19 protein-coding genes and 1 tRNA gene are annotated in these 20,896 nt (G+C 60.0%); 9 read left to right on the top strand and 11 right to left on the bottom strand.

The genetic code is table 11. The features are described from left to right. Window positions 1–27 precede the first annotated feature (27 nt). Complete coding sequence (locus tag BLQ55_RS19120) at window positions 28–1,188, bottom strand: PDZ domain-containing protein (protein WP_092255885.1); 1,161 nt, start codon at window positions 1,186–1,188, stop codon at window positions 28–30. Between the two features lie 203 nt (window positions 1,189–1,391). Between BLQ55_RS19120 and BLQ55_RS19115 the strand changes: the two genes are divergently transcribed. Beyond that, entirely contained in the window at window positions 1,392–2,513 is a 1,122-nt protein-coding gene (locus tag BLQ55_RS19115; protein WP_143011748.1) for a S1C family serine protease, read from the top strand. A gap of 3 nt (window positions 2,514–2,516) precedes the next feature. Here the strand turns inward: BLQ55_RS19115 and BLQ55_RS19110 are convergent, their stop codons facing one another. Further along, window positions 2,517–3,059 carry a GNAT family N-acetyltransferase gene (locus BLQ55_RS19110; RefSeq protein ID WP_092255880.1) on the bottom strand — a complete coding sequence of 181 codons (543 nt, stop codon included), beginning with the start codon at window positions 3,057–3,059 and terminating at the stop codon, window positions 2,517–2,519. Here BLQ55_RS19110 and BLQ55_RS19105 point away from each other — a divergent pair. Together BLQ55_RS19105 and BLQ55_RS19100 are read left to right on the top strand one after the other, a co-directional pair. Then, entirely contained in the window at window positions 3,049–3,723 is a 675-nt protein-coding gene (locus BLQ55_RS19105) for a DUF3916 domain-containing protein (protein ID WP_256326604.1), read from the top strand. The genes BLQ55_RS19110 and BLQ55_RS19105 overlap by 11 nt on opposite strands. After that, window positions 3,723–4,688, top strand: coding sequence for a DMT family transporter (locus BLQ55_RS19100; protein ID WP_092255950.1), 966 nt, complete (start codon window positions 3,723–3,725; stop codon window positions 4,686–4,688). The genes BLQ55_RS19105 and BLQ55_RS19100 overlap by 1 nt, the downstream gene beginning before the upstream one ends. A 42-nt stretch (window positions 4,689–4,730) precedes the next feature. Here BLQ55_RS19100 and BLQ55_RS19095 read toward each other — a convergent pair whose 3' ends face one another. The 4 genes from BLQ55_RS19095 to BLQ55_RS19080 all read right to left on the bottom strand — a co-directional run bounded on the left by BLQ55_RS19095 (window position 4,731) and on the right by BLQ55_RS19080 (window position 8,689). Further along, a complete protein-coding gene (locus tag BLQ55_RS19095; protein ID WP_092255874.1) occupies window positions 4,731–5,687 on the bottom strand; it encodes a 2-hydroxyacid dehydrogenase in 957 nt (318 codons plus the stop codon). An 89-nt stretch (window positions 5,688–5,776) separates the two neighbouring features. Beyond that, window positions 5,777–6,535: an SDR family oxidoreductase gene (locus tag BLQ55_RS19090; protein ID WP_092255870.1), complete on the bottom strand. Its 759-nt coding sequence runs from the start codon at window positions 6,533–6,535 to the stop codon at window positions 5,777–5,779. A 21-nt stretch (window positions 6,536–6,556) separates the two neighbouring features. Then, window positions 6,557–7,255 (bottom strand): fumarylacetoacetate hydrolase family protein, encoded by a 699-nt coding sequence (locus tag BLQ55_RS19085; RefSeq protein WP_092255867.1) that lies wholly within the window; start codon window positions 7,253–7,255, stop codon window positions 6,557–6,559. Window positions 7,256–7,357: 102 nt separating this feature from the next. After that, window positions 7,358–8,689: an MFS transporter gene (locus tag BLQ55_RS19080; RefSeq protein WP_092204687.1), complete on the bottom strand. Its 1,332-nt coding sequence runs from the start codon at window positions 8,687–8,689 to the stop codon at window positions 7,358–7,360. 561 nt (window positions 8,690–9,250) lie between these two features. On the opposite strand from BLQ55_RS19080, the gene BLQ55_RS19075 reads away from it, so the two are divergent. Continuing rightward, complete coding sequence (locus BLQ55_RS19075) at window positions 9,251–10,186, top strand: helix-turn-helix transcriptional regulator (RefSeq protein WP_092255865.1); 936 nt, start codon at window positions 9,251–9,253, stop codon at window positions 10,184–10,186. 216 nt (window positions 10,187–10,402) lie between these two features. After that, a complete protein-coding gene (locus tag BLQ55_RS19070) occupies window positions 10,403–11,218 on the top strand; it encodes a DUF1206 domain-containing protein (RefSeq protein ID WP_092204685.1) in 816 nt (271 codons plus the stop codon). 7 nt (window positions 11,219–11,225) lie between these two features. Here the strand turns inward: BLQ55_RS19070 and BLQ55_RS19065 are convergent, their stop codons facing one another. Then, on the bottom strand, window positions 11,226–11,888 hold the full coding sequence (locus tag BLQ55_RS19065; protein WP_256326603.1) for a nuclear transport factor 2 family protein: 663 nt from the start codon (window positions 11,886–11,888) through the stop codon (window positions 11,226–11,228). 46 nt (window positions 11,889–11,934) lie between these two features. Continuing rightward, a tRNA-Ser gene (locus tag BLQ55_RS19060) sits at window positions 11,935–12,024 on the bottom strand. A gap of 308 nt (window positions 12,025–12,332) precedes the next feature. On the opposite strand from BLQ55_RS19060, the gene BLQ55_RS19055 reads away from it, so the two are divergent. The 3 genes from BLQ55_RS19055 (at window position 12,333) to BLQ55_RS19045 (ending at window position 15,166) form a co-directional block, all read left to right on the top strand. Then, window positions 12,333–13,022 (top strand): crotonase/enoyl-CoA hydratase family protein, encoded by a 690-nt coding sequence (locus BLQ55_RS19055; protein WP_060741273.1) that lies wholly within the window; start codon window positions 12,333–12,335, stop codon window positions 13,020–13,022. Window positions 13,023–13,337: 315 nt separating this feature from the next. After that, window positions 13,338–14,060: a 1-acylglycerol-3-phosphate O-acyltransferase gene (locus tag BLQ55_RS19050; RefSeq protein ID WP_092204683.1), complete on the top strand. Its 723-nt coding sequence runs from the start codon at window positions 13,338–13,340 to the stop codon at window positions 14,058–14,060. Window positions 14,061–14,194: 134 nt separating this feature from the next. Next, window positions 14,195–15,166: a magnesium and cobalt transport protein CorA gene (locus BLQ55_RS19045; RefSeq protein ID WP_092204682.1), complete on the top strand. Its 972-nt coding sequence runs from the start codon at window positions 14,195–14,197 to the stop codon at window positions 15,164–15,166. Window positions 15,167–15,272: 106 nt separating this feature from the next. On the opposite strand, the gene BLQ55_RS19040 is transcribed toward BLQ55_RS19045, so the two are convergent. The 3 genes from BLQ55_RS19040 to BLQ55_RS19030 form a co-directional block, all read right to left on the bottom strand. Next, window positions 15,273–16,007 (bottom strand): amidotransferase, encoded by a 735-nt coding sequence (locus tag BLQ55_RS19040; RefSeq protein ID WP_092204681.1) that lies wholly within the window; start codon window positions 16,005–16,007, stop codon window positions 15,273–15,275. A 91-nt stretch (window positions 16,008–16,098) separates the two neighbouring features. Further along, on the bottom strand, window positions 16,099–18,243 hold the full coding sequence (locus tag BLQ55_RS19035) for a 3-hydroxyacyl-CoA dehydrogenase NAD-binding domain-containing protein (protein ID WP_092255862.1): 2,145 nt from the start codon (window positions 18,241–18,243) through the stop codon (window positions 16,099–16,101). A 22-nt stretch (window positions 18,244–18,265) separates the two neighbouring features. Next, complete coding sequence (locus BLQ55_RS19030) at window positions 18,266–19,471, bottom strand: acetyl-CoA C-acetyltransferase (RefSeq protein WP_092255858.1); 1,206 nt, start codon at window positions 19,469–19,471, stop codon at window positions 18,266–18,268. A gap of 611 nt (window positions 19,472–20,082) precedes the next feature. Between BLQ55_RS19030 and BLQ55_RS19025 the strand changes: the two genes are divergently transcribed. Next, window positions 20,083–20,895 (top strand): c-type cytochrome, encoded by an 813-nt coding sequence (locus BLQ55_RS19025; RefSeq protein ID WP_092255856.1) that lies wholly within the window; start codon window positions 20,083–20,085, stop codon window positions 20,893–20,895. The last annotated feature ends 1 nt before the right edge of the window (window position 20,896 follow it).

Raw genomic sequence — 20,896 nt, 5'->3', positions numbered from 1 at the left:
ATCATAACCGCAGAAGACGATTGCAGCTCAAGGCCAATCAACAATCACTGCTTTCGGATCGCCCTGGCGCATCTGGGCCAGCTCAGCATCCGCCTTGGCTTGCGTCGCGTGGCAGAACTCGAAGGCGTTCTGGGTCTTGCCGGTCGGCCCCTTGGCCTCGGCCATGCACATCACCGCACCCGGCGCACAAACAGCGCTGTTAAGTTTGAAATTCCCCCAAACGCCAGGTTGTTCCTGCTTCACCTTGGCGATGTAGTTTTTGAGCGAGGGCTGCATGTCGCTCGCGGCTCCGGCGATCAACTTGACCGGGCTGACGCTAGCGCCGTAAGTGTGCTGGGTGGACAGTACGGCAGTGCAATACAGCGCATCGGCCGGAACCGCAGCAGCTACGCCGTTCGCCATCACCGTCGGCGTCATCGATACTTGAGTTCCGCCGGGCCCGACCAGAACCGGCACGATGCTGAACGCGTTGTTGCGCCATACCTTCAGGTTCACCCGCGAGCCAATTGGCGCTTTTGCAACGGCCACCCTGAAATCGATTGAATCGGCAATAAGCCCGTTATCCACTGCCACGATCACGTCTTGAGGCAAGATCCCGGCCTGTTGCGCACCGCTCCCCGGAACGGTTGACAACACCACAACCCCAGCTGGGGGAGCTGACAGGGCCATGGCCCGCTTCGGATCGATGGTGTCGATGCTGGCGCCGATCCGGCCACGAGGTAAATTGGCGGGCTGGCAAGCTTTTTCCAGCCATACCTGGCTGGCCGCTTCTTTTCGAGCCGTGGCGACCTGCTTCATGATCGGCTCGGCGCTCGCCTGGTACATCGGCACTTCGCTGAGGGACATTTCGATGTACTCACAGGACTTGGAGCGATAGCGGTCAGGCGTTTCCCGGGTCACCAATTTTTGCAGGTCAATGGGCGGCAGGCCTTGGGGCGCGGCAATGGTGGAGGTCGCGGGAGAGACGCTGGCAGAGTCCGCTGTCGCGACCGAGGAGACCACATAGGCGCCGGCCGCCAGGCCTACGGTACTGGTCATTACGCTGGTGTCCACTCCCCCCATGGGAAGCAGCATCGCGCCGACTACCGCCGCCTCACCGAGACCGCCATCAGAGGCACAGCCAGCCAAGGCAGTGAGCGAAAGTACAACGGCGAGCCTGGTGCTTGATTTGAAGGCAGGAGCAGACATTTCGCTTCTCGGTGATGGATTCGAATGGATCGCGGCGCATCATGGCAAAGTGCCTTTAAGTTGTATATCGAATGCAGGTTCGCCCGGATGCCGCCCGTCTCAATCACCACGGCAACGAAGTGCTTGGTTTGAGGTTGGACAGGATGATGGCCAAATAGTACCTTGCCTGGACCCGCCTGAACGCCACGACCCCAGAGAAGCCCATGTCGACAAAATGCCTTACCGCAATACTGGTGCTCTCCCCCCTTCTGGCGTCTTGCGTCAACCCCATGTACAGCGACGCCGAGCGAGCCGAAACAGCGGAATACCTGCGCAAGGTCAGAGACCCGGCGACCTACTACGCCATGGATTGTGAAACGTTCCTGGCAACCAAACGGGGTTGGGAACAATACCCCAACATGGCCGCCGACCCCGTTAACCTCGTGATCCAACAGGTCGCCACACAACGCGACTGTTCAGCCGGCAGCGCTCCTGTGCCCAGCGCGGCTACAGTGGCTCCGACATCCGTGACGCCAGCGGCACTGCCCGTACCCGTGTCCAATCAGTCGGGGACCTTGGGCCTGCACATCACCCCTGTTACACCGACGGTGGCTCGGCAATTCGGCTTAGCCGCTGTCAGTGGCGTCTTGGTCTTGGGACCCGTACCTGGAAGTGGCGCTGAAAAGGCAGGCATGTTGGCCGGCGATATCGTTTTGCAAATTGCCGGGACTTCGGTCAATAGCCCGGCCGAGCTGACCGCTGTCGCCAGCCGTATTCGACCTGGTTTCGCGGCGCCGCTGAAGGTGTGGCGTTATCGGGCTCCCATCGATGTGCTGGTGGAAGTAGGCGACTCATCGGGCATGGCGCCCTCGGTAGCACCTGCGCCTGCGGCAGTCGTCGCGCCGACGCCGAGCCTCCCCCTGGCCGCCCCTGTGACATCGCCAGCGAGCAATAGCGCGACAAATACTTCGTTCTGTTTTGCCCTGTTCGAGGCCAGGCAAGTCCAGGGGCTGAGCGACTATCCATCAAGGGGCCTTATCACCCCCGTCTGGCAAGGCCCGGCACTGAGCGGCACACCGGCTCGTCTTGCCATGCCGGAGTTCCAGGCATTCACTCGGGCCCAAGGCTACGACGTGAAAATGCAACCGATGTTCTGCCAACCCATCGGCGCCAGCGAGCAGTGCCAAGCGCTAGGGTCGGAGAGCTTCATGCTGACCACTCGCAGCTTTACCGCGATGGTCAATTGCACTGAAACCTTGCAGGGCGTAGAAACAACGCGTGGTCTACTGCTCAAACAGTGGCCTTATCTGCAGACCACCGCGTGGCGTCCTTTGGCGGGCAAATAATGGCTATCTCTCAAGCCAATCTTCCCGCGTCTTTTCCCAGATTTCCTTAGGCAACGTCCCACAAACGAAGTCCCCCTGCTGCGTCGCAATCATGCGCATGCCTTCATGTTCCGAAACTTTACGTGAAGCCAGGTTGCCCACCGCCTTGGGCACTTGCATGACGGGGCGTTCCAGGGTTTCAAACCAATAGGTATTGATCGCCTCGCACGCTTCGCGCATGTAGCCCTTTCCCTGCCACTGCGGCGCCAGCCAGAAACCTCGGTGGTTGCCAGGCTGGTCGTACAGGCTGATGCTGCCGATGCGCTGTGGCGGATCGTCGGCAATCCGGATCATCCAGTGCCACTCGCATCCGGCGGCGACAGCGGGGAGCGCGTGGTCGCGCACGTATGTCAGCGCGCCGTCATCCGGGTAAGGCCAGGGCACGCGACTGTCCAGGTAACGGACCACTTCCCAGTGTGGGAATAACTGTTGAATCGCCGGTGCATCCGTCAGTTCAAGGGGTGTGAGGATGAGGCGGCGGGTTTGGAATGTGGGGATGGGTTCCAAGGTGAATTCCTTTTCTAACGTTATGGCATGCTGCGAAACGGATGCTGCCCGCGTAGGGCGGAAAAACCAAGTTGCACACTCAACCACGGCGAACTCCAATCACATCGTTTCGCGGCCTACACTGGATGCGCTCAGTACCATTGAATCGCATAAGGACATCACCTTGCGACAAATTGCCCTCAGCGACAGAAAACTCCGAGGTATCCCCCGCCGTCTCCGAGCGCTGGAGCGCTGGGCCGCGAAATTCAACGGCAGGTTCTACCCTCACATCCATAAAAGCGAGCGCTACGCGCATTGGAAAATCCCAGTCATCAATTCACTTGTCCAGGGTCCACACGCACACATCGAAGTGCAGGCCTTCTGTATTCAACAGTTGCTAGAAGCAGCCGCCCATCTTTCCCGTGCGGCGGATCGCAGCCAAGGCTACTACCGTGTCGCCTGCCTGCTGGTTTGGCCCTTTGTTCACCAAAGTGAAGTCACGGTGTTCTACGACCGTGATTACTACTTGAGCTTCCTGGGGCAACACAACACCCTTGCACCGCTGCGCTTGAGCGACCGACTTGCTTTGAATGTGCCCGAATCCTTCATCGAACATGGGCACGATGTAACCCAGTGCGATGATGAAGTCGACATTCATTGGTGGTGTATCGGGGAACCTGCGTGATAGTGAAGCCCCATTCAAACCTCATCACCGGATTGGCCCTCGCGGTAGTCGCGACACTGAGCTGGGCGTTGAACTTCATTGCGCCCTACGTCACCGGCGACTACACGATCTATGACTTGATGATCGTAAGGTTCCTGATCGCCGGTGCCCTGGGCCTGGGTGTCGTGCTGCTCTATCGGACCCAGTTGCGGCTGCTGCGCCGTAATCAGGTGCTGCTGGCCGCAGGCCTGGGCGTGGTCGGCTACCTCGGCTATAGCGCCTGCATCGCCGCCGGCATCATTTTCGGCGGGCCGGTGCTGACCCCGGCCTTTATTGGCATGGTGCCGGTCTTGCTGGCATTGCTGGGCAACGCCACGACCAAAACCCTCCAATGGCGCAAACTGGCGATCCCCCTGGTTTTTTTGACGGTGGGTCTTCTGCTGTCGAATCTCGGCGCTGTCCATCAACCCGTTACAAGCGAGGGCTCGTGGGCGATGGGCTTGTTGTTTTCAATCGGTGCCGTGGTCTTGTGGCTCGCATTCAGTTGGTTGAACCAGCACGCCCTGCTGACGCTGCCCCCACACGCGTCAGGGGCCTGGACCGGCCTCATGATGGCTGGCGCCGGAGTCGGCACCTTGTGCTTGTTACCGGCGGTACAAGCTCTCGATCTGCTCAAACTGCCGAGCCTGGGGTTTAGTATTTCCGTTGCGGGGGGGTTGTATCTCTGGGGTTTCGTGATTGCACTGATGTCATCCGTTGTCGGGGCCTGGGCTTGGAACGCCGCGTCCCGGCGTTTGCCCATGGTGCTTTCCGGGCAATTGATCGCCTTGGAGTCGCTGTTCGCGACGCTACTTGGCTTGTGGTTTCATGATCGGCTGCCGACACTTCTGGAGACGTCAGGTCTTGCGGCTGTGCTTGTCGGGGTGATCATGGCGGTGCGGATCATCCTGACGACTCGGGGACCGACAACCAGCGCAGCCTCCTGATCAGCCGACACTATTTCAACAACATCCTCTGCAATGTGCGCCTCACCCCGTCACACACCCCTGCGGCACCTTCCCAGCAAAACTGTCCACCAGACTCGCCACCACCATCTCCCCCATCCGCGTGCGGGTCTGCAACGTCGCACTCGCCCGGTGCGGTTGCAGCACCACCTGCTCATTGCCAAACAACGCCTCGGGCACGTGCGGCTCATCGACAAACACATCCAGCGCCGCGCCGGCGATTTCCCCGGCGGTCAGCGCCGCCACCAGGTCGGGCTCGTTGACCAATTTGCCGCGGGCCACGTTGATCAGGTAACCGCCCTGGCCCAAGGCGCGCAACACCTCGGCATCGATGATGGCTTCAGCCTTGTCGGCGGCCGCCGCGAGGATCAGGGCATCGCTGTCGCGAGCCAGTTGCTTGAGGTCGGCGACGAAGGTGTGGTTCACGTCGCTCATCGGTTGCAGATCGGTATAGCTGATCGGACAACCGAACGCCGTGGCGCGGGTTGCCACGGCGCGACCGACCCGGCCCATGCCGACGATGCCGATGCGCATGCCGGACACCTGCCGGGCCAATGGCAACGGAGCCAGTGGCGTCGGGCTCTGGGGCCATTGGCCGGAACGCACGTAGCGATCACCGGTGCACAGCCCTCGGCACACGGCAATCAACAGGCCGATCGCCAGGTCGGCGACGTCTTCGGTCAGCGCGCCGATGGTGGCGGTCACGCGGATTCCGCGATCCCGGGCGTAGGCCAGGTCCACCGCATCGGTGCCCACGCCGTTGACCGCCACCACTTCCAGTTGGGGCAGTTGCGCCATGAGCGCCTGGCTGATGCCCGTATGCCCACCGGTGATCACACCGCGAATGTTGGCGCCGTGCTCTTGTAGATAGGCTTGTTTGTCAGCCTGTTCGAAATAGCGCCGTACCGTGAACAGCTCGTTGAGCCGGGTGTTGATTTCAGGGATCAGGATCGGGCTGAGCTGCAAGACTTCTGGCTTCATGGAGACCTCGTAATAGGAAAAACTGATTCAAGTGCAATCAGGCGTGCTCGCTACGCATGCACACCTTCAAAAATGAACAGCGCGCTGGCTCAACCGCGACCGGCAAACGGCATGGCCGTGGCCATGACGGTCATGTTCAAGACGTTGGCCGACAACGGCAGGCCCGCGATGTAGCGCACCGCGTCGGCCACATGCTTGACGTCCACCATCGGTTCCACCGCGATGCTGCCGTTGGCCTGCCGCACGCCCTTGGTCATGCGCACGGACATTTCGGTGAGGGCGTTGCCGATGTCGATCTGGCTGCAGGCGATGTTGTATTCGCGTCCGTCCAGGGCCAGGGATTTGGTCAGCCCCAGCACCGCGTGTTTACTGGCCGTGTAGGCGCTGCTGAACGGCCGTGGGGTGTGGGCCGAGATCGATCCGTTGTTGATAATCCGCCCACCCTGGGGCTGTTGCCGGCGCATCAGGCCGAAGGCACCACGGGCGCACAGGAAAACCCCGTTGAGGTTGGTGTCGATCACGTTTCGCCACTGCTCGAACGTGAGTTCATCCAGCGGCACGGCGGGTGCATTGACGCCGGCGTTGTTGAACACGACGTCCAGGCGTCCATAGGCCTCGGCGATGGCGGCAAACAGTGCATCGACACTGGCCGTATCGCGCACATCGGTGGGCACCGCCAGGGCTTCGCGCCCCTCGCAGGCCGCCAACTCGACCAATGCCTGCAAGGGCTCGGGGCGGCGCCCGGCCAGCACCAGCGTGTAGCCGTCTGCCATCAGGCCCAGGGCCACCGCTCGGCCAATCCCGCTGCCGGCGCCAGTCACCAGAGCCACTTTCAATGTGTTGGACATGTGGATTCTCCCTTCTCGAATTCAGTCAGATAGACGCGGACCGACGCGCATTTCCAGTTCGCCGATGCCATCGATGCCGGCCGTGATGACATCCCCCGGCTGCAGCACATCGACACCTGCCGGGCTGCCGGTCATGATCAGGTCGCCGGCCCGCAGCGCCACCGATTGGGAGATGCGGGCGATCACTTCACTGACCGACCAGATCTGGCTGCCGAGGCTGTCGCGCTGGCGCTCTTGACCGTTCACGTTCAGCCACAACTCGCCTTCGGGGTGCCCCGCCCGCGACACCGGCACAATGGCCGTCATCGGCGCGGCGCCGTCAAACACCTTGGCACCCTCCCACGGCAAACCGTTGCGCTTGGCCTCACGCTGGACATCACGCCGGGTCAGATCCAAACCTGCCGCATAGCCCCACACATAGGCCAGCGCCTGGCTCTCAGGGATGTTGGCGCCGCCCTCCCCGATGGCCACGACCAATTCGATTTCGTGAGCGAACTCCTCGGTTACCGATGGAAACGTCACGTCGCCGGTCGCCTCCACCACGCAACTGGCAGGCTTCATGAAAAACACGGGGGGAACTCGGGATTCCCCCTGGGTATCGGGCCAAGGGTAGTTGCGACCGACGCAAAAGACCCGGCCGACGGGAAAACGCTGCGGAGTGCCGACAACCGGTAGGGTCACTGGCAGGTCCGGGGTAAAGACATACTCGGGCATGTTCATCCTGGTAAAAGTCCTGATGGAAGCGTCAGCGTACGGCGGCAACCCCTGGCTAAGTTGGAGGAATGCCGCCTCGTATTGGAGAAAAACAGCTTTTTTCCGGGCTCAGCGCGCCTTGAGTTCAATGCGATACAAACGGCCAAGCAGCAACGAATAGGACAAGGTGCCGATCAGCGCCACACCGCCGATGAACCAGAAGGCCAAGGCAAATGAGCCAGTCTTGTGAACGATCGCGCCAATCACGATGGGGGTGACAATTCCGCCGATGTTGGCCGCCAGGCTGGTGATCCCGCCGGTCAGCCCGATCAGTTCCTTGGGCGCCACTTCCGACACCGCCGCCCACGAGGACGAAGCGATGCCCTGGGCAAAGAAGGCAGTTGTCAGCACGGCGATGCAGATCACGTTCGAATCGGTGAAATTCACCAGCACGATGGACATGCCCAGCATCGAGCCGACCACCAGCGGCAACTTGCGGGCAAAGGACAGCGAATAGCCCCGGCGTATCAGCAGATCGGAGACAATCCCGGCGAGCAGGATTCCTACTGTCGCGCCCACGAACGGCAGCACGGCGAAGATCCCGGCCTTGATCATGGTCAATTGACGTTCTTCGATCAGGTACGTGGGGAACCAGGTGAGAAAGAAGTACAGCGCCGAGGTGCTGGCGAACTTACCGATGCAGATCGCCCAGACCTGCCGATAGCTGAACAGCTCGGCGATCTGGCGCCAGTTGAACCGGGTTCGCTCTTGGCTGCTCTTGACCAGTCCGCCCCCGGCTTCGATGTACTTGAGTTCTTCCTTGCTGACCTTCTTGCAGTTCATCGGGTCGCGATACAGGAACAGCCAAGCCACACCGAAAACGATGCCGAGCGCACCGGTGCTGTAGAACACATGGCGCCAGTCGTAGGTAGTCGCCAGCCACAGCAGCGCACCAGTAAACAGCGCCGTGCCCAGGTACTGGCCGCAGACGTAAATACTGCTGGCAAGGCCCCGTTCACGCGCCGGGAACCACACCGTGACCGCCCGGCTGTTGGCCGGAAACGCCGGCGCTTCCATCGCACCGACCGCCAGGCGCAGACCGAACAGCGAAGCGAAGCCCGTGGCAAAGCCTTGGCACACCGTGACGGCCGACCAACTGATCAGCGACACCCCGTAGGTGAACCGGGAACCGAAGCGATCGGCGATGAACCCGGCGGGTACCAGCGCAATGGCGTAGGTCCAGGCAAACGCAGAAAAAATCAGCCCCATCTCGACCTTGTCCAGGCCCAGGTCCTTGGCAAGGAAGGGTGCGGCAATCGAAATATTCACTCGATCGATGTAGTTGATGATCGTCGCGATCAGCAGCAACGACAGCATGAACCAACGCCGCCGCGACGGCAGGCGCTCAGGCACCGCGGCGTCCCGGACGCTGGCAATTTGGGAGGTGTGGGAATTCGACATGGTGGACCTCATTATTGTTAGAAGCGTCGAAATGTTTACGAGCAGCCGAAATCAATGCCCTCGATGCCGGGGCAGAACAATCGCTACAGGAATGAAAGGCGAACAGCCGGTGTCAGGTGTTCAAAGAGGCCTTGCAACAGGATCTGTCGCAGGAGCAGTCGGGAGGGTCAGGGTGAAACAGGAACAGGCTCATGATGTGCGCACCTTTGATTGTTTTTGGATGGAGGGTCGGGTTGCGTGACCCAACAGTGGTCGTACAACCATTCAAAATCAACTGAGGTGTTAGATCATTTTTCCCGGTTGAAACCGTGCCCAAGAAACCTGTCCAAAAAAACAAGATCGCCGAGTTTTTTATAAGCGTTTTATAAATACAGATAAGCAACTGTTTTTAAAGAACAAATATCAAAAATATGAATTTGTCGTTTTGGACAACCAGCCGCCATCCTCGGGCCACAGAAAATTCAGCCCAGGAACCCCGTCATCGTATAACGCCTTGAAAATCGGCCAGATGCACCGTCACAATCGTCGTCACCGCCATGCCCCGCAAAGGATTCCCAGGAGATGTCATCACCGAGCCGAGTCCCCACTTATGTCATGCAGCAACGCAGCGAATTGACGGACTTCTACATCCGCGACAAAAAGGGCCGACGCGCCGAAACCAGCCCGCATCGCCATGAGTACTTCCAGATCCAGATCAACCTCGGTGGCGACACCGTGCAACACATTGGCAACGTCGAGCGTCCGTTTCCACGCAACACCCTGGCCTTCATCCTGCCTCACCGCGTGCATGTGATTCCGCACCCGGCGGACAGCAACTTCATGGTGATCAATTTTTCCCAGACGTTCCTGTTGCCACATTTGCAGTGCGACCCGATGGACCTGGAAGAAGTCTCGATTCTGCTGGCGCCGGAACTCTCGCCGTTTCGTTTCCAAGAGCATCTGGACTTCATTCTCGGCGACGACGATTTCGCCAAGGTGTGCGCGTTGATCACGCAGATGCGCGCGCTGGACGAGAATCGACAATTCGGTACCCGCGAGATGCTCAAGGGCTTGTTGCTGCAACTGATCGGCGGCGTCTGTACCTTGTACGCCGAGCCGCTCAAGCGCTTGGCCGAAGAAAACGCCGCCGAAGTCAGCCGACGCGATGCGCTGGGCCGAATGTCCGAATACCTGCGCAAGAACATCGCCGACCCGGACCTCAACCTCATCAAAGTGGCGGCGGCGACCTACCTGTCGCCGACGTACCTGACCCACTGGCTGCGCAAGGAAATCGGCAAGACCTTTACCGAACTGGTGCTCGAACGTCGCATGCATGCGGCGCGCAATTACTTGCTCAATGGCACACGGCCTGTGGGCGAAGTGGCGAGGTTGTGCGGTTTTGCCGACGAGGCTTATTTTTCCAGGCGTTTTCGCCAGATACATGGACAGCCGCCGGGGCAGTTCAGGCGCCAGCAGTTGAATCCGGACAGTCCGCAGTTGCCGTTGAACAATGGCTAGGGACTTCCAGGCCTTGAGTCGGCGTAGCCAGGTTGTCTGTGTCGCCTTCCTGTGAGTGCTTCGCACTCAAGCGGGAGCAAGCTCCCTCGCCACGGACGCATTGCCACTCTAAAAATCAACGCAGGATCAACACCGCCGCTACCGCTATCACACTGATCGAACCCACTCGCCATGCCATGGGTCTGCTTCTGTATGACCTCTTTGGAATCTGTTCCTATGTCCCCACACCAAAGCCTCGTTTTCCTGGCACGAGGTGGCTACGCCGCTCGAGGCGTTATTTACCTGATCATGGGTATCTTCGCCCTGCTGGCGGCTCGCGACTCAAGCAATCCGAAAGACAGCCACAGCAGCCTGGAAACGCTGTTGAGCCAGCCCTTCGGCCATGCCCTGGTGGGTCTGGTGGTGATGGGCCTGCTCGCCTTCGCCGGATGGCGCGTGTTGCAGGCCACTCGCGATGTCGATCATCACGGCAAGGAACTCAAGGGCCTGGTGATCCGCGCAGGCTTGCTGGCGGGCGGGCTCATCAACGGCGCGCTGGCGTTCTTCGCGTTGAGCCTGCTCGTCAGCGGGCTGAAAAGCTCCGGCGGCTCCGGTGGCGGACAGACCCAGGACCTGCTGGCACGCCTGCTGTCCTGGGACCATTCGAACCTGCTGATCTACCTCATCGCCCTGGTGCCCTTCGGAGTGGGCATCGCTCACATCATCAAGGGTTGGAAGGCGTCGTTCGAGAAGTACTTTGAAGCGGACGAAGACGTCATGCGCTATGTGCGCCCGGTATCGCGCTTCGGTCTGATCGCCCGCGGCGTCGTCTTCATTGAAATCGCCCTGCTGCTGAGCATCAGCGGCTCGACCTACAAGGCCATGGACCCACCCGGCATGAAAGACGCCCTCGACGCGCTGCAGAACCTGCCGGCTGGCGGTGTGCTCTTGATGGCGATGGCGCTGGGCCTGATCGCTTTTTCGGCCTACAGCTTTGCCGAAGCCGCCTGGCGCAAGATCAACATGGATGTGCCCGGCATGTCGGACACATAGCGCTGACTTATTTCTTCGCAGGTTCTACGCGACGCATAAGATCGTTCAACGCGTAGGTGTCCAGAAAGGCCTGTACCTCGGTGACCTGGCCGTCCTTGAATGTCATATGCCACAAGTAAGTGTTGCGGTAAGGCTTACGATCCAGGGCCGTTGCCTCACCGTTCCACAGCACCACCACGACATCGTCCTCGGCGACAATGCTTTGGACAGTGGGGGAAATAGGCGTCGCCAGCCGCGCAGTGATGGGCCTTACGGCTTGCTCCATTAAATCGGCCTTGCTGCTATACACGCCTGAAACCGGGCTCGATCCACTGACAGTCCATATGGCGCCGGGCGCCAGCAAGTCGAATACCGTGCCTTTGCCCTGCTGCCAGTTCATGAACGCCTGGCGCACCAGGTCCGTATTGGCGTGAGTCACTGTTTCCGATGCCCAGACGGGGCTCGATGAAACGATCCAGGACAAAGCGACAGCCTGAAGGCTCGAAGCCAAACTCATCCGCGTAGTCATGATGTTTTCTCTCCAGCAATGCAGTCGATAAAGGGAAACCTTAACGGCATGCGCTTGGCGGCTGTTGCTCGATGCTGTTGCAGATTTGCCTGATGCTGTTTGGCGAAGGGGCTGGGCGGATAGTGTCGAGATCGCTATTTTTTCAGACGGCAGAAACCACAAAACCCCTGGTTTCTTGGGAAACCAGGGGTTTTGTGTGTATCGAATTTGGCGGTGAAGGAGAGATTCGAACTCTCGATACAGTTTCCTGTATACACACTTTCCAGGCGTGCTCCTTAAGCCACTCGGACACTTCACCGTATCTCGGCAAACTGTTCAGTCTGTCGAGGCGCGCTAATGTAGTCGAAAGCTTTTCCGATGGCAAAGGTTTTTTTCAGAATTTTCATGCGGTTAAGCTTCGTTGGGCATTTCAAACGCGTCTGGGCAGGGCAAACCGGCCAATCTTCGGGGCTGTACAGGCAAGGCTCTATAGATGAAGGCTTGGTGGGATGGGCGGGCCAGGCTGTTTACGGGGCTTAGGGCTGACCGGTGGGTCAGTCACGGTGCTTTACCTGGCCTGCGGCGGTGGGTAACGTCTGCGACACTTCTCTTACAAGGAATAGCGTCATGAGCGACTTGATTGCTTACCATCTCGAAGACGGTATCGCGACCCTGACCTTGAACAACGGCAAGGTCAATGCCATCTCGCCGGATGTGATTGCCGCGTTCAACGCTGCGCTGGACCAGGCGACGGCGGATCGGGCGGTGGTGATCATTACCGGGCAGCCGGGGATTCTGTCGGGTGGCTACGATCTGAAGGTGATGACCGCCGGTCCCAAGGAAGCGGTAAGCCTGGTCACGGCCGGCTCGACGCTGGCCCGTCGCCTGTTGTCGCACCCCTTCCCTGTCGTTGTCGCTTGCCCCGGGCATGCGGTGGCCAAGGGGGCGTTCCTGCTGCTCTCGGCGGATTACCGCATTGGTGTGGAAGGGCCGTTCAGCATTGGCCTGAACGAAGTGCAGATCGGCATGACCATGCACCACGCCGGTATCGAGCTGGCGCGTGATCGCCTGCGCAAGTCGGCGTTTCACCGTTCGGTGATCAATGCCGAGATGTTCAATCCCCAGAGCGCTGTGGATGCGGGCTTCCTCGACAAGGTGGTGTCGGCCGAGGAACTGCAAGGCGCGGCCCTGGAAGCAGCGCGTCAGTTGAAGAAAATCAACATGTCCGCCCACAAGAACACCAAACTGAAAGTTCGCAAGGCCCTGCTGGAGACGCTGGACACTGCGATTTTGCTGGATCAGGAGCATATGGGCTGACGCTTGTAGGAGCTGTCGAGCGGAGCGAGGCTGCGATCTTTTGATCTTTCGCTCCGGACTCAATTGCTAAGGGAAAGATCGCAGCCTCGCTCCGCTCGTCAGCTCCTACGGGCCCACAGATGCCCCCCTCCCCTAGAGCGGGGCTTTTTCCTACGCGCGTCGTTTAAAAGTCCGCAACCGCTCTAGGCCGCTTCCATCACGCAATGTGGAAACATGCGCTTAAACATCATCCATTTCCTACCTCTATAGGGGCAATTGCCGAAAACAGTGCACATCCGTACACTGCGCCACCTTTTGTCCCGATGGGGCCTGTAGATGCTGTTTGTATTGCGTATGTTGTTGATGGGCCTGCACTTTGTCCTGGCGGGTGTGCTCGGGGTGATTCTGGGCCTGTGCAGACCGTTCAATCCGGACAACAGCCGTTTATGCGCAAGGCTGTACGCTTTGCCGGCCATGTGCATCTTGCGCCTGCGGGTCCGGGCGCAGGTCGACACCCTGGTGGATAAGCCCAACGGCTGCGTGATCATCGCCAACCATCAATCCAACTATGACTTGTTCATGTTCGGCAACGTAGTGCCGCGCCGTACTGTGTGCATCGGCAAGAAGAGCCTGAAATGGGTGCCGCTGTTCGGGCAGTTGTTCTGGCTGGCAGGCAATGTGTTGATCGACCGTGGCAACGCGATCAAGGCACGACGGTCGATGCTGACCACCACCCATACGTTGCAGCACGAGGACACCTCGATCTGGGTTTTTCCGGAAGGCACGCGCAATCTGGGCGAAGATCTGCTGCCTTTCAAGAAAGGCGCATTCCAGATGGCAATCGCCGCCGGGGTCCCGATTATTCCGGTGTGCGTCAGCAGCTACATCAAGCACATGCGCCTCGATCGCTGGCGCAGCGGTGACATCCTCATACGCTCGTTGCCAGCGATTCCTACGGCCGGATTGAGCATGGATGACATGCCCCGGCTCATCGCCCAATGCCGTGAACAAATGCGTGAATGCATTGCGACAATGGACCGGCAGTTACAAGCCGCGTAATGGAAAACCCGCCCCTCGGCGGGTTTTCTTTTGCCGCCGAACTCCGCAGATTTTGCTGACTCTCAAGCTACAGGGCGCGCTAAGCTGAGCGTTGCCTGCCACTGCCATTTTCCAATAAGAAGTGAACCACCATTATGGGTAGAGTCGTTGCTGCTGCGGTCTACAGCGCCGGTAAGAAAGTCACCAATATCACCCTCGACGAAGGCAGTGCCTGGGCTGCCAAACCTGGTCATTTTGTGTGGATCGGTCTCGAAGAGCCCAGTGCCTTGGAGCTGACCAATCTGCAACGTCAATTCAACCTGCACGAATTGGCCATCGAAGACGCCATGGAGAAGCACAGCCGGCCCAAGCTGGAGACCTTTGGCGATGCGCTGTTTATCGTCACGTATTCGCCGATACGCAAGGACGGCAAGCTGCAGTTCATCGAAACCCATATCTTTGCCGGCAAGGGCTACATCATCACCGCTCGCAACGGTCATTCAGCCTCCTACGCACACGTCCGACAACGTTGTGAGGCACGTCCGCTTTTGCTGAAACATGGGGAAGATTTCGTCCTCTACGCCATCCTTGATTTCGTGATTGAAAACTATCAGCCGATGGGGGAAGCCATTCACGCCGAAATCGATGAGCTGGAACGCAACGTCATGTGCAGTTCCCTGAACGAGCGGGATATTCAGAACCTGCACAGCTTGCGCCGCGACGTGTTGCGCCTGCGTCGCTACGCGGCACCGATGGTGGAGATCAGCGAAGAGTTGCAGCGACTCGACTTCCCCTTCATCGATAAGAACATGAGCCCCTATTTCCGCGATGTGCAGATCCATGTCACGCGGCAAATGGAAGACCTGGCGACCCTGGCCGACATCGCCAGCCAGACCATCGAAGTCGGCGTGCTGCTTGAGGCGTCGCGCCAGAGCGTGGTGCAGCGCAAGTTCGCGGCGTGGGCGGCGATCCTGGCGTTCCCCACGGCCGTGGCCGGGATTTATGGGATGAACTTCCAGGACATGCCGGAGTTGAGTTGGCAGTATGGGTATTTCGCGGTGCTGGGGGTTATTGCGGTGGGATGCTCCTCGTTGTGGTGGAGCTTCAAGCGATCAGGGTGGTTGTAGGCAAGCGTTTTTCGAGGGTGTCTGGTGGCATTCATCGCGAGCAAGCTCGCTCCCACAGTTGTTTCGGATTGGGGCCTACCCAAATACCCTGTGGGAGCGGTGATCGTTAGCCTTGGGTGGTTTCGGCCTGCGGCTTGTGTGCGACGAAACGCATCATCCACTCCGCCACCGTGGTGCCATGATGCTCGTGGGCCAGGCTTGCCATGCCCTGGCTGTAGATCTGTTCGCCGAGGTGCTGCTGACGAATCTCCAGCAAGGCCCGGGAATAATCGTGGATGAACTCCGGGTGGCCCTGGAAGCACAGCACCTGGTCGTTGATGTGATAGGCGGCGAAGGGGCAGAAATCGCTGGAGGCGATGACGGTCGCGCTTTCTGGCAGTTGAGTGACCTGGTCCTGATGGCTGATCAGCAAGGTCAGCTCTTCCATCACCGGGCTCATCCACGGCGCCTTGGCGGCGAGTTTGTAGCGATGGGTGCCGACGCCCCAGCCTTGGGTGGCGCGTTCGGTCTTGCCGCCCAGCAACAACGCCAACAACTGATGGCCAAAGCACACACCGAGCAATTTATCGCCCCGCTGGTAGCGCTCCAGCAGGTAGGTCTTGAGGGTTTGAATCCAAGGGTCGGTGCCGAAGGAGTCAGCCTTGCTGCCCGTCACCAGATAAGCGTCGAACACCTCGTCATCGCTGGGGTAATGCCCCTCCATCACGTTGTACACGATGAATTCGGCGGCGATGGGCTGCTGTGAAAACAGGCGCTGGAACATCTGCCCGTAACCCTGATATTGGTCGACCAGTTCCGGACGCAGGATATCGGTTTCCAGAATGCAGATGCGTAGCGACATAAAAAATACCTGACACGATGATGGGAATATTGCACACCCCAGAGCCTGCCCTGAAACACGGTTCCAAGGCAAGCCCCTTTCCCCTGGTCTGTCAGAACCGTTCGTGCCGGGCGGCTTTCTCCAGCAACAGGGCCGGCGGTGAGAAGCGCTCGCCGTATTGCTCGGCCAGATATTGGGCGCGACCGACAAAGTCCTGCAGGCCGTATTGGTTGATGAATTGCAACGCACCGCCGGTCCAGGCCGCGAAACCAATGCCAAAGATCGAGCCGATGTTGGCATCGGCCGTCGACGTCAGCACCCCCTCTTCCACGCAGCGCACGGTCTCCAAGGCCTGGATGAACAGCAGGCGATCACGGATATCCTGGGGCGAAATCTGCCCATCGGCTTGCTCGAAGCGGCTCTTGAGCTGCGGCCACAGGTACTTCTGCCCGTTGGCCGGGTATTCATAAAAACCGGCGCCGGCGGCCTTGCCCGGCCGCTTGTATTCGTTGAGCAGCAAGTCAATCACGGCGAATGCCGGGTGCTCAATCGGCGTTTTCCCTTCTGCGTGCAGGTCCTTGGCGGTTTGCGCGCGGATATGGCTCATCAGGCTGAGGGAAACTTCGTCAGAGATCGCCAGAGGCCCGACCGGCATCCCGGCCTTGCGCGCTTCGGTCTCGATCATCGGCGCACTCACGCCCTCGCCGAGCATGGCGATGCCCTCATGGGTAAAGGTACCGAACACCCGCGACGTGAAGAAACCGCGACTGTCGTTGACCACAATCGGCGTCTTGTTGATCTGCAGGACAAAATCGAAACCCCGGGCCAGGGTGGCATCACTGGTACGCGCGCCCTTGATGATCTCCACCAAGGGCATTTTTTCCACCGGGCTGAAGAAGTGCAGGCCGATGAACTTCGTCGGATCCGGCACGGCCATGGCCAGGCCAGTGATGGGCAAGGTCGAGGTGTTGGAAGCGATCACTGCGTCGTCGCCCGCCACCGCCTGGGCCGCAGCCGACACGCTGGCTTTCAGGGCGCGATCTTCAAACACCGCTTCGATGATCAGGTCGCAACCGGCCAGGTCAGCATTGCTGTCGGTCGCTTGAATCCGCGCCAGCGTGGCGTCGCGCTGCTCGGCCGTGAGTTGGCCGCGGGCGGCCTTTCTATCCAGCAACGCCGCCGAGCGGGCCTTGCCCTTCTCGGCGGCCGCCAGGTCGACGTCCTTGAGGACCACGGCAATGCCGGCCAGGGCGCTGACATAGGCGATCCCCGCCCCCATCATGCCTGCACCGAGCACGCCGACTTTTTCCGTCAGATAAGGCGCCACACCTTGTGGGCGAGAGCCACCGGCCTTGATCTCGTTGAGCTGGAACCAAAGGGTACCGATCAGGTTCTTCGCCACTTGGCCGGTGGTCAGTTCGGTGAAGTAGCGGGTTTCGATCAGGTGCGCAGTGTCGAAATCCACCTGGGCCCCCTCCACCGCCGCGCAGAGGATTTTCTCCGGTGCCGGCAGGCAGCCCTGGGTCTTGTTGCGCAGGATCGAGGGGGCGATCGCCAGCATTTGCCCGACCTTCGGGTCGGACGGCGTGCCGCCTGGGAGCCGATAGCCCTTTGCATCCCAGGGTTGCACGACGTTGGGATTGGCCAGAATCCAGGCCCGGGACTTGGCCAGCAGTTCCTCACGATCCTTGGCCAGCTCATCGATCAATCCGGCCAGCAGCGCTTGTTGTGCACTGACCTTCTTACCTTCGAGCAGATACGGCAGGGCCTTTTCCAAACCGAGCAGGCGCACCATCCGCACCACTCCGCCGCCCCCCGGCAGCAGCCCGAGAGTGACCTCCGGCAAGCCGAGCTGCACCGATGGCTGCTCCAGCGCCACGCGATGATGACAAGCCAGGCAGATCTCCCAACCACCGCCGAGGGCCGCGCCATTGATGGCTGCCACCACGGGCTTGCCCAGGGTCTCCAAGGCTCGCAGTTGCGCTTTAAGCAGCAGGACCATGTCGTAGAATGCCTTGGCCTCGGGCTTGCCGACCTTGACCAGTTCATTGAGATCGCCACCGGCGAAGAACGTCTGCTTGGCCGAGGTGATGATCACACCGGCAATCGCGTCCTTTTCAGCCTTCAAACGGGTAACGCAAGCGGCCATGGCCTCGCGGTAGCGCGCATTCATGGTGTTGGCGCTCTGGCCCGGCATGTCCAGGGTCAGGACGACGATCCGGTCCTGGCCGGTTTCGTAACGGATGGCAGCGGTCATGAAAAATGTTCCTTGAAGGGGCTCAGAGGCGTTCGATGACGGTGGCAATGCCCATGCCGCCGCCGACACAGAGGGTCGCCAGGCCATAGCGCAGGCGACGCGCCTCCAATTCGTCGAGCAACGTGCCAAGGATTGCGCAGCCGGTGGCCCCCAAGGGATGCCCCATGGCGATGGAGCCACCGTTGACGTTGACCCTGGCGGGATCGATGGCCATGTCCCGGATGAACTTGAGCACCACCGAGGCGAAGGCTTCGTTGACTTCGAACAGGTCGATGTCCTCCACCCGCAGCCCGGCCTTGGCCAGGGCCTTGCGGGTGGCCGGCGCCGGGCCGGTGAGCATGATGGTCGGGTCGGTACTGGTGACGGCCGTGGCGACGATCCGGGCCCGGGGTTGCAGGCCCATGGCACGCCCCTTGGCTTCGGAACCGATCAACATCAGCGCCGCGCCATCGACGATGCCGGAGCTGTTGCCCGGCGTGTGCACATGATGGATGCGTTCGACATGGCTGTAGACCCGTAGCGCCGTGCCGTCGAAACCCATCTGGCCCATGGCTTCGAAACTCGGCTTGAGCTTGCCCAGACCTTCGAGGGTGGAGTCGGCGCGGATGAATTCGTCGTGGTCCAGCAACACGATGCCATTCTGGTCCCGCACGGCAACCAGGGACTTATCGAACGAACCGTCGGCCCGGGCGCGTGCCGCTTTTTGTTGGGAGTGCAACGCATAACTGTCGACGTCCTCGCGGCTGAAGCCTTCCAGGGTGGCGATCAGGTCGGCGCCGATACCCTGGGGAATGAAGTGGCCCTGCAGGTTGGATTGCGGGTCCAGCGCCCATGCACCGCCATCACTGCCCATGGGCACCCGGGACATGGATTCGACGCCGCCGGCCACCACCAGGTCTTCGAAACCGGAATGCACCTTCATCGCCGCCAGGTTCACCGCTTCCAGGCCCGAGGCGCAAAAACGATTGAGTTGCACCCCCGCCACGCTGACATCCCAATTGGCCACCAACGCTGCGGTCTTGGCGATATCGGCACCTTGCTCGCCCACTGGCGTTACGCAACCGAGCACGATGTCGTCGACCTGGCTGGTGTCCAAATCCATGCGCTGGCGCAGGGCACTGAGCAAGCCACCCACCAGGTTCACCGGCTTGACGCTGTACAGGGCGCCATCAGCCTTGCCCTTGCCACGAGGCGTGCGTAATGCGTCGAAAATCAAAGCTTGGGTCATGACTTCCTCTAAACCACGGGGGTAATGCGACGCCTCCAACCATAAGCCCAGCGGCGCCGGATTCAATGACCACAGCGCTCAATGGCGTTGACGGGCACGCTCAGACGAACGGTAGCGAGCTATCGGGTTAACCGATTCAGGAGGGCAAGCTGTCTAGCAAAAGGGCCAGCAGGAAGGTGGCACTAGGCCTCATACCTTTTTAATAGCGATATTTAACAAGCTGATACGAATTGGATCTAAGCCAAGGCGGCTGCGGCCCCTAATGTAATCCTTGTACAAGTTAGTCGTCGGGTTTTGCCGAGGCGCTTGTCGGAACAGGAAGTGCAACGCCAGCTGTCATGGATATGCAGGCTGGTTTTCAGGACATAACAAAAAAGGCGGATCAGCCATGTTCAAACATTCGAAAGTTCGTCAAGCCGGACTCATTCTCTTTGCCACGACGCTGCTGTTGATTTTGCCGAATATCACCAAGGTGATTGGCTGAATCCTGCGCGGGGGCACCTGCTTCATCCAATACGTTGTGTCGCCAAAAAATGTGATGGGTTCACTATTCGAGCCGCGATGGCTGTGCCAACCTTTGCAGCCACCCCTCGACATGGAAGGCGATCGACTTGAAAGCTCTCATTGTGTTCGGGGCGTTGCTGCTCAGCACGCCCCTGTATGCCGCGCAACTGGTGTTGGAGTTTGGCGCGAGCACGCGTACCTGGCAAACCGAAGAACTGCTCAAGCATCCGGACGCTCAAACGGTCGAGATTGCTGAGGACGTTTCCTACAAGAAACCCATGAGTTATCGAGCCGTGCCGCTGACGTCATTGTTGACGGGCATCCAGCCGGACGACCACCTGCAGGCCGTTGCCTTGGACGGCTTCGCTGCCGAAATGCCCGCGGCACCATTACTCAACAAGAGCGGGGCCCGGGCCTGGCTGGCGATCGAAGACCCGGCCAGGCCGTGGCCGTCGCTGGGGGAAGGCAAGTCCAGTGCCGGGCCTTTCTATCTGGTCTGGACCGACCCGCAGGCAGGCCGCATCAGCCCGGAACAATGGCCCTATGCGGTGGCGAGCATCAAGCGCCTGTCGGCGGTGGCTGAACGCTTCCCGGCCCTGCTACCTGCGCCCAACCTGGCCAAGGACGACCCGATCAATAAAGGTTTTGAGCTGTTCCAGAAGAACTGCCTGGCGTGTCATCGGCTCAATGGCGCTGGCGATGCACAGTTCGGCCCTGACCTGAACATTCCTTTCAATCCCACCGAATACTTCTCCGGGGATTTCCTCAAGCGCTACATTCGCGACCCCCAAGGCCTGCGACACTGGCCCCAGGGCAAGATGCCCGGGTTCTCGGCAGCGGTGTTGCCGGATTCGGAGCTGGATTTGCTGGTGGGTTACTTGAAGCATATGGCGGGACGCAAGCAACCCCCGGTCCAATAAT

Source organism: Pseudomonas sp. NFACC13-1 (assembly GCF_900104425.1).
Classification (GTDB): Bacteria; Pseudomonadota; Gammaproteobacteria; order Pseudomonadales; family Pseudomonadaceae; genus Aquipseudomonas; species Aquipseudomonas fluorescens_AA.
Note: the sequence above shows the minus strand (reverse complement) of the source record. Positions and strands in the feature narration are given on the sequence as shown.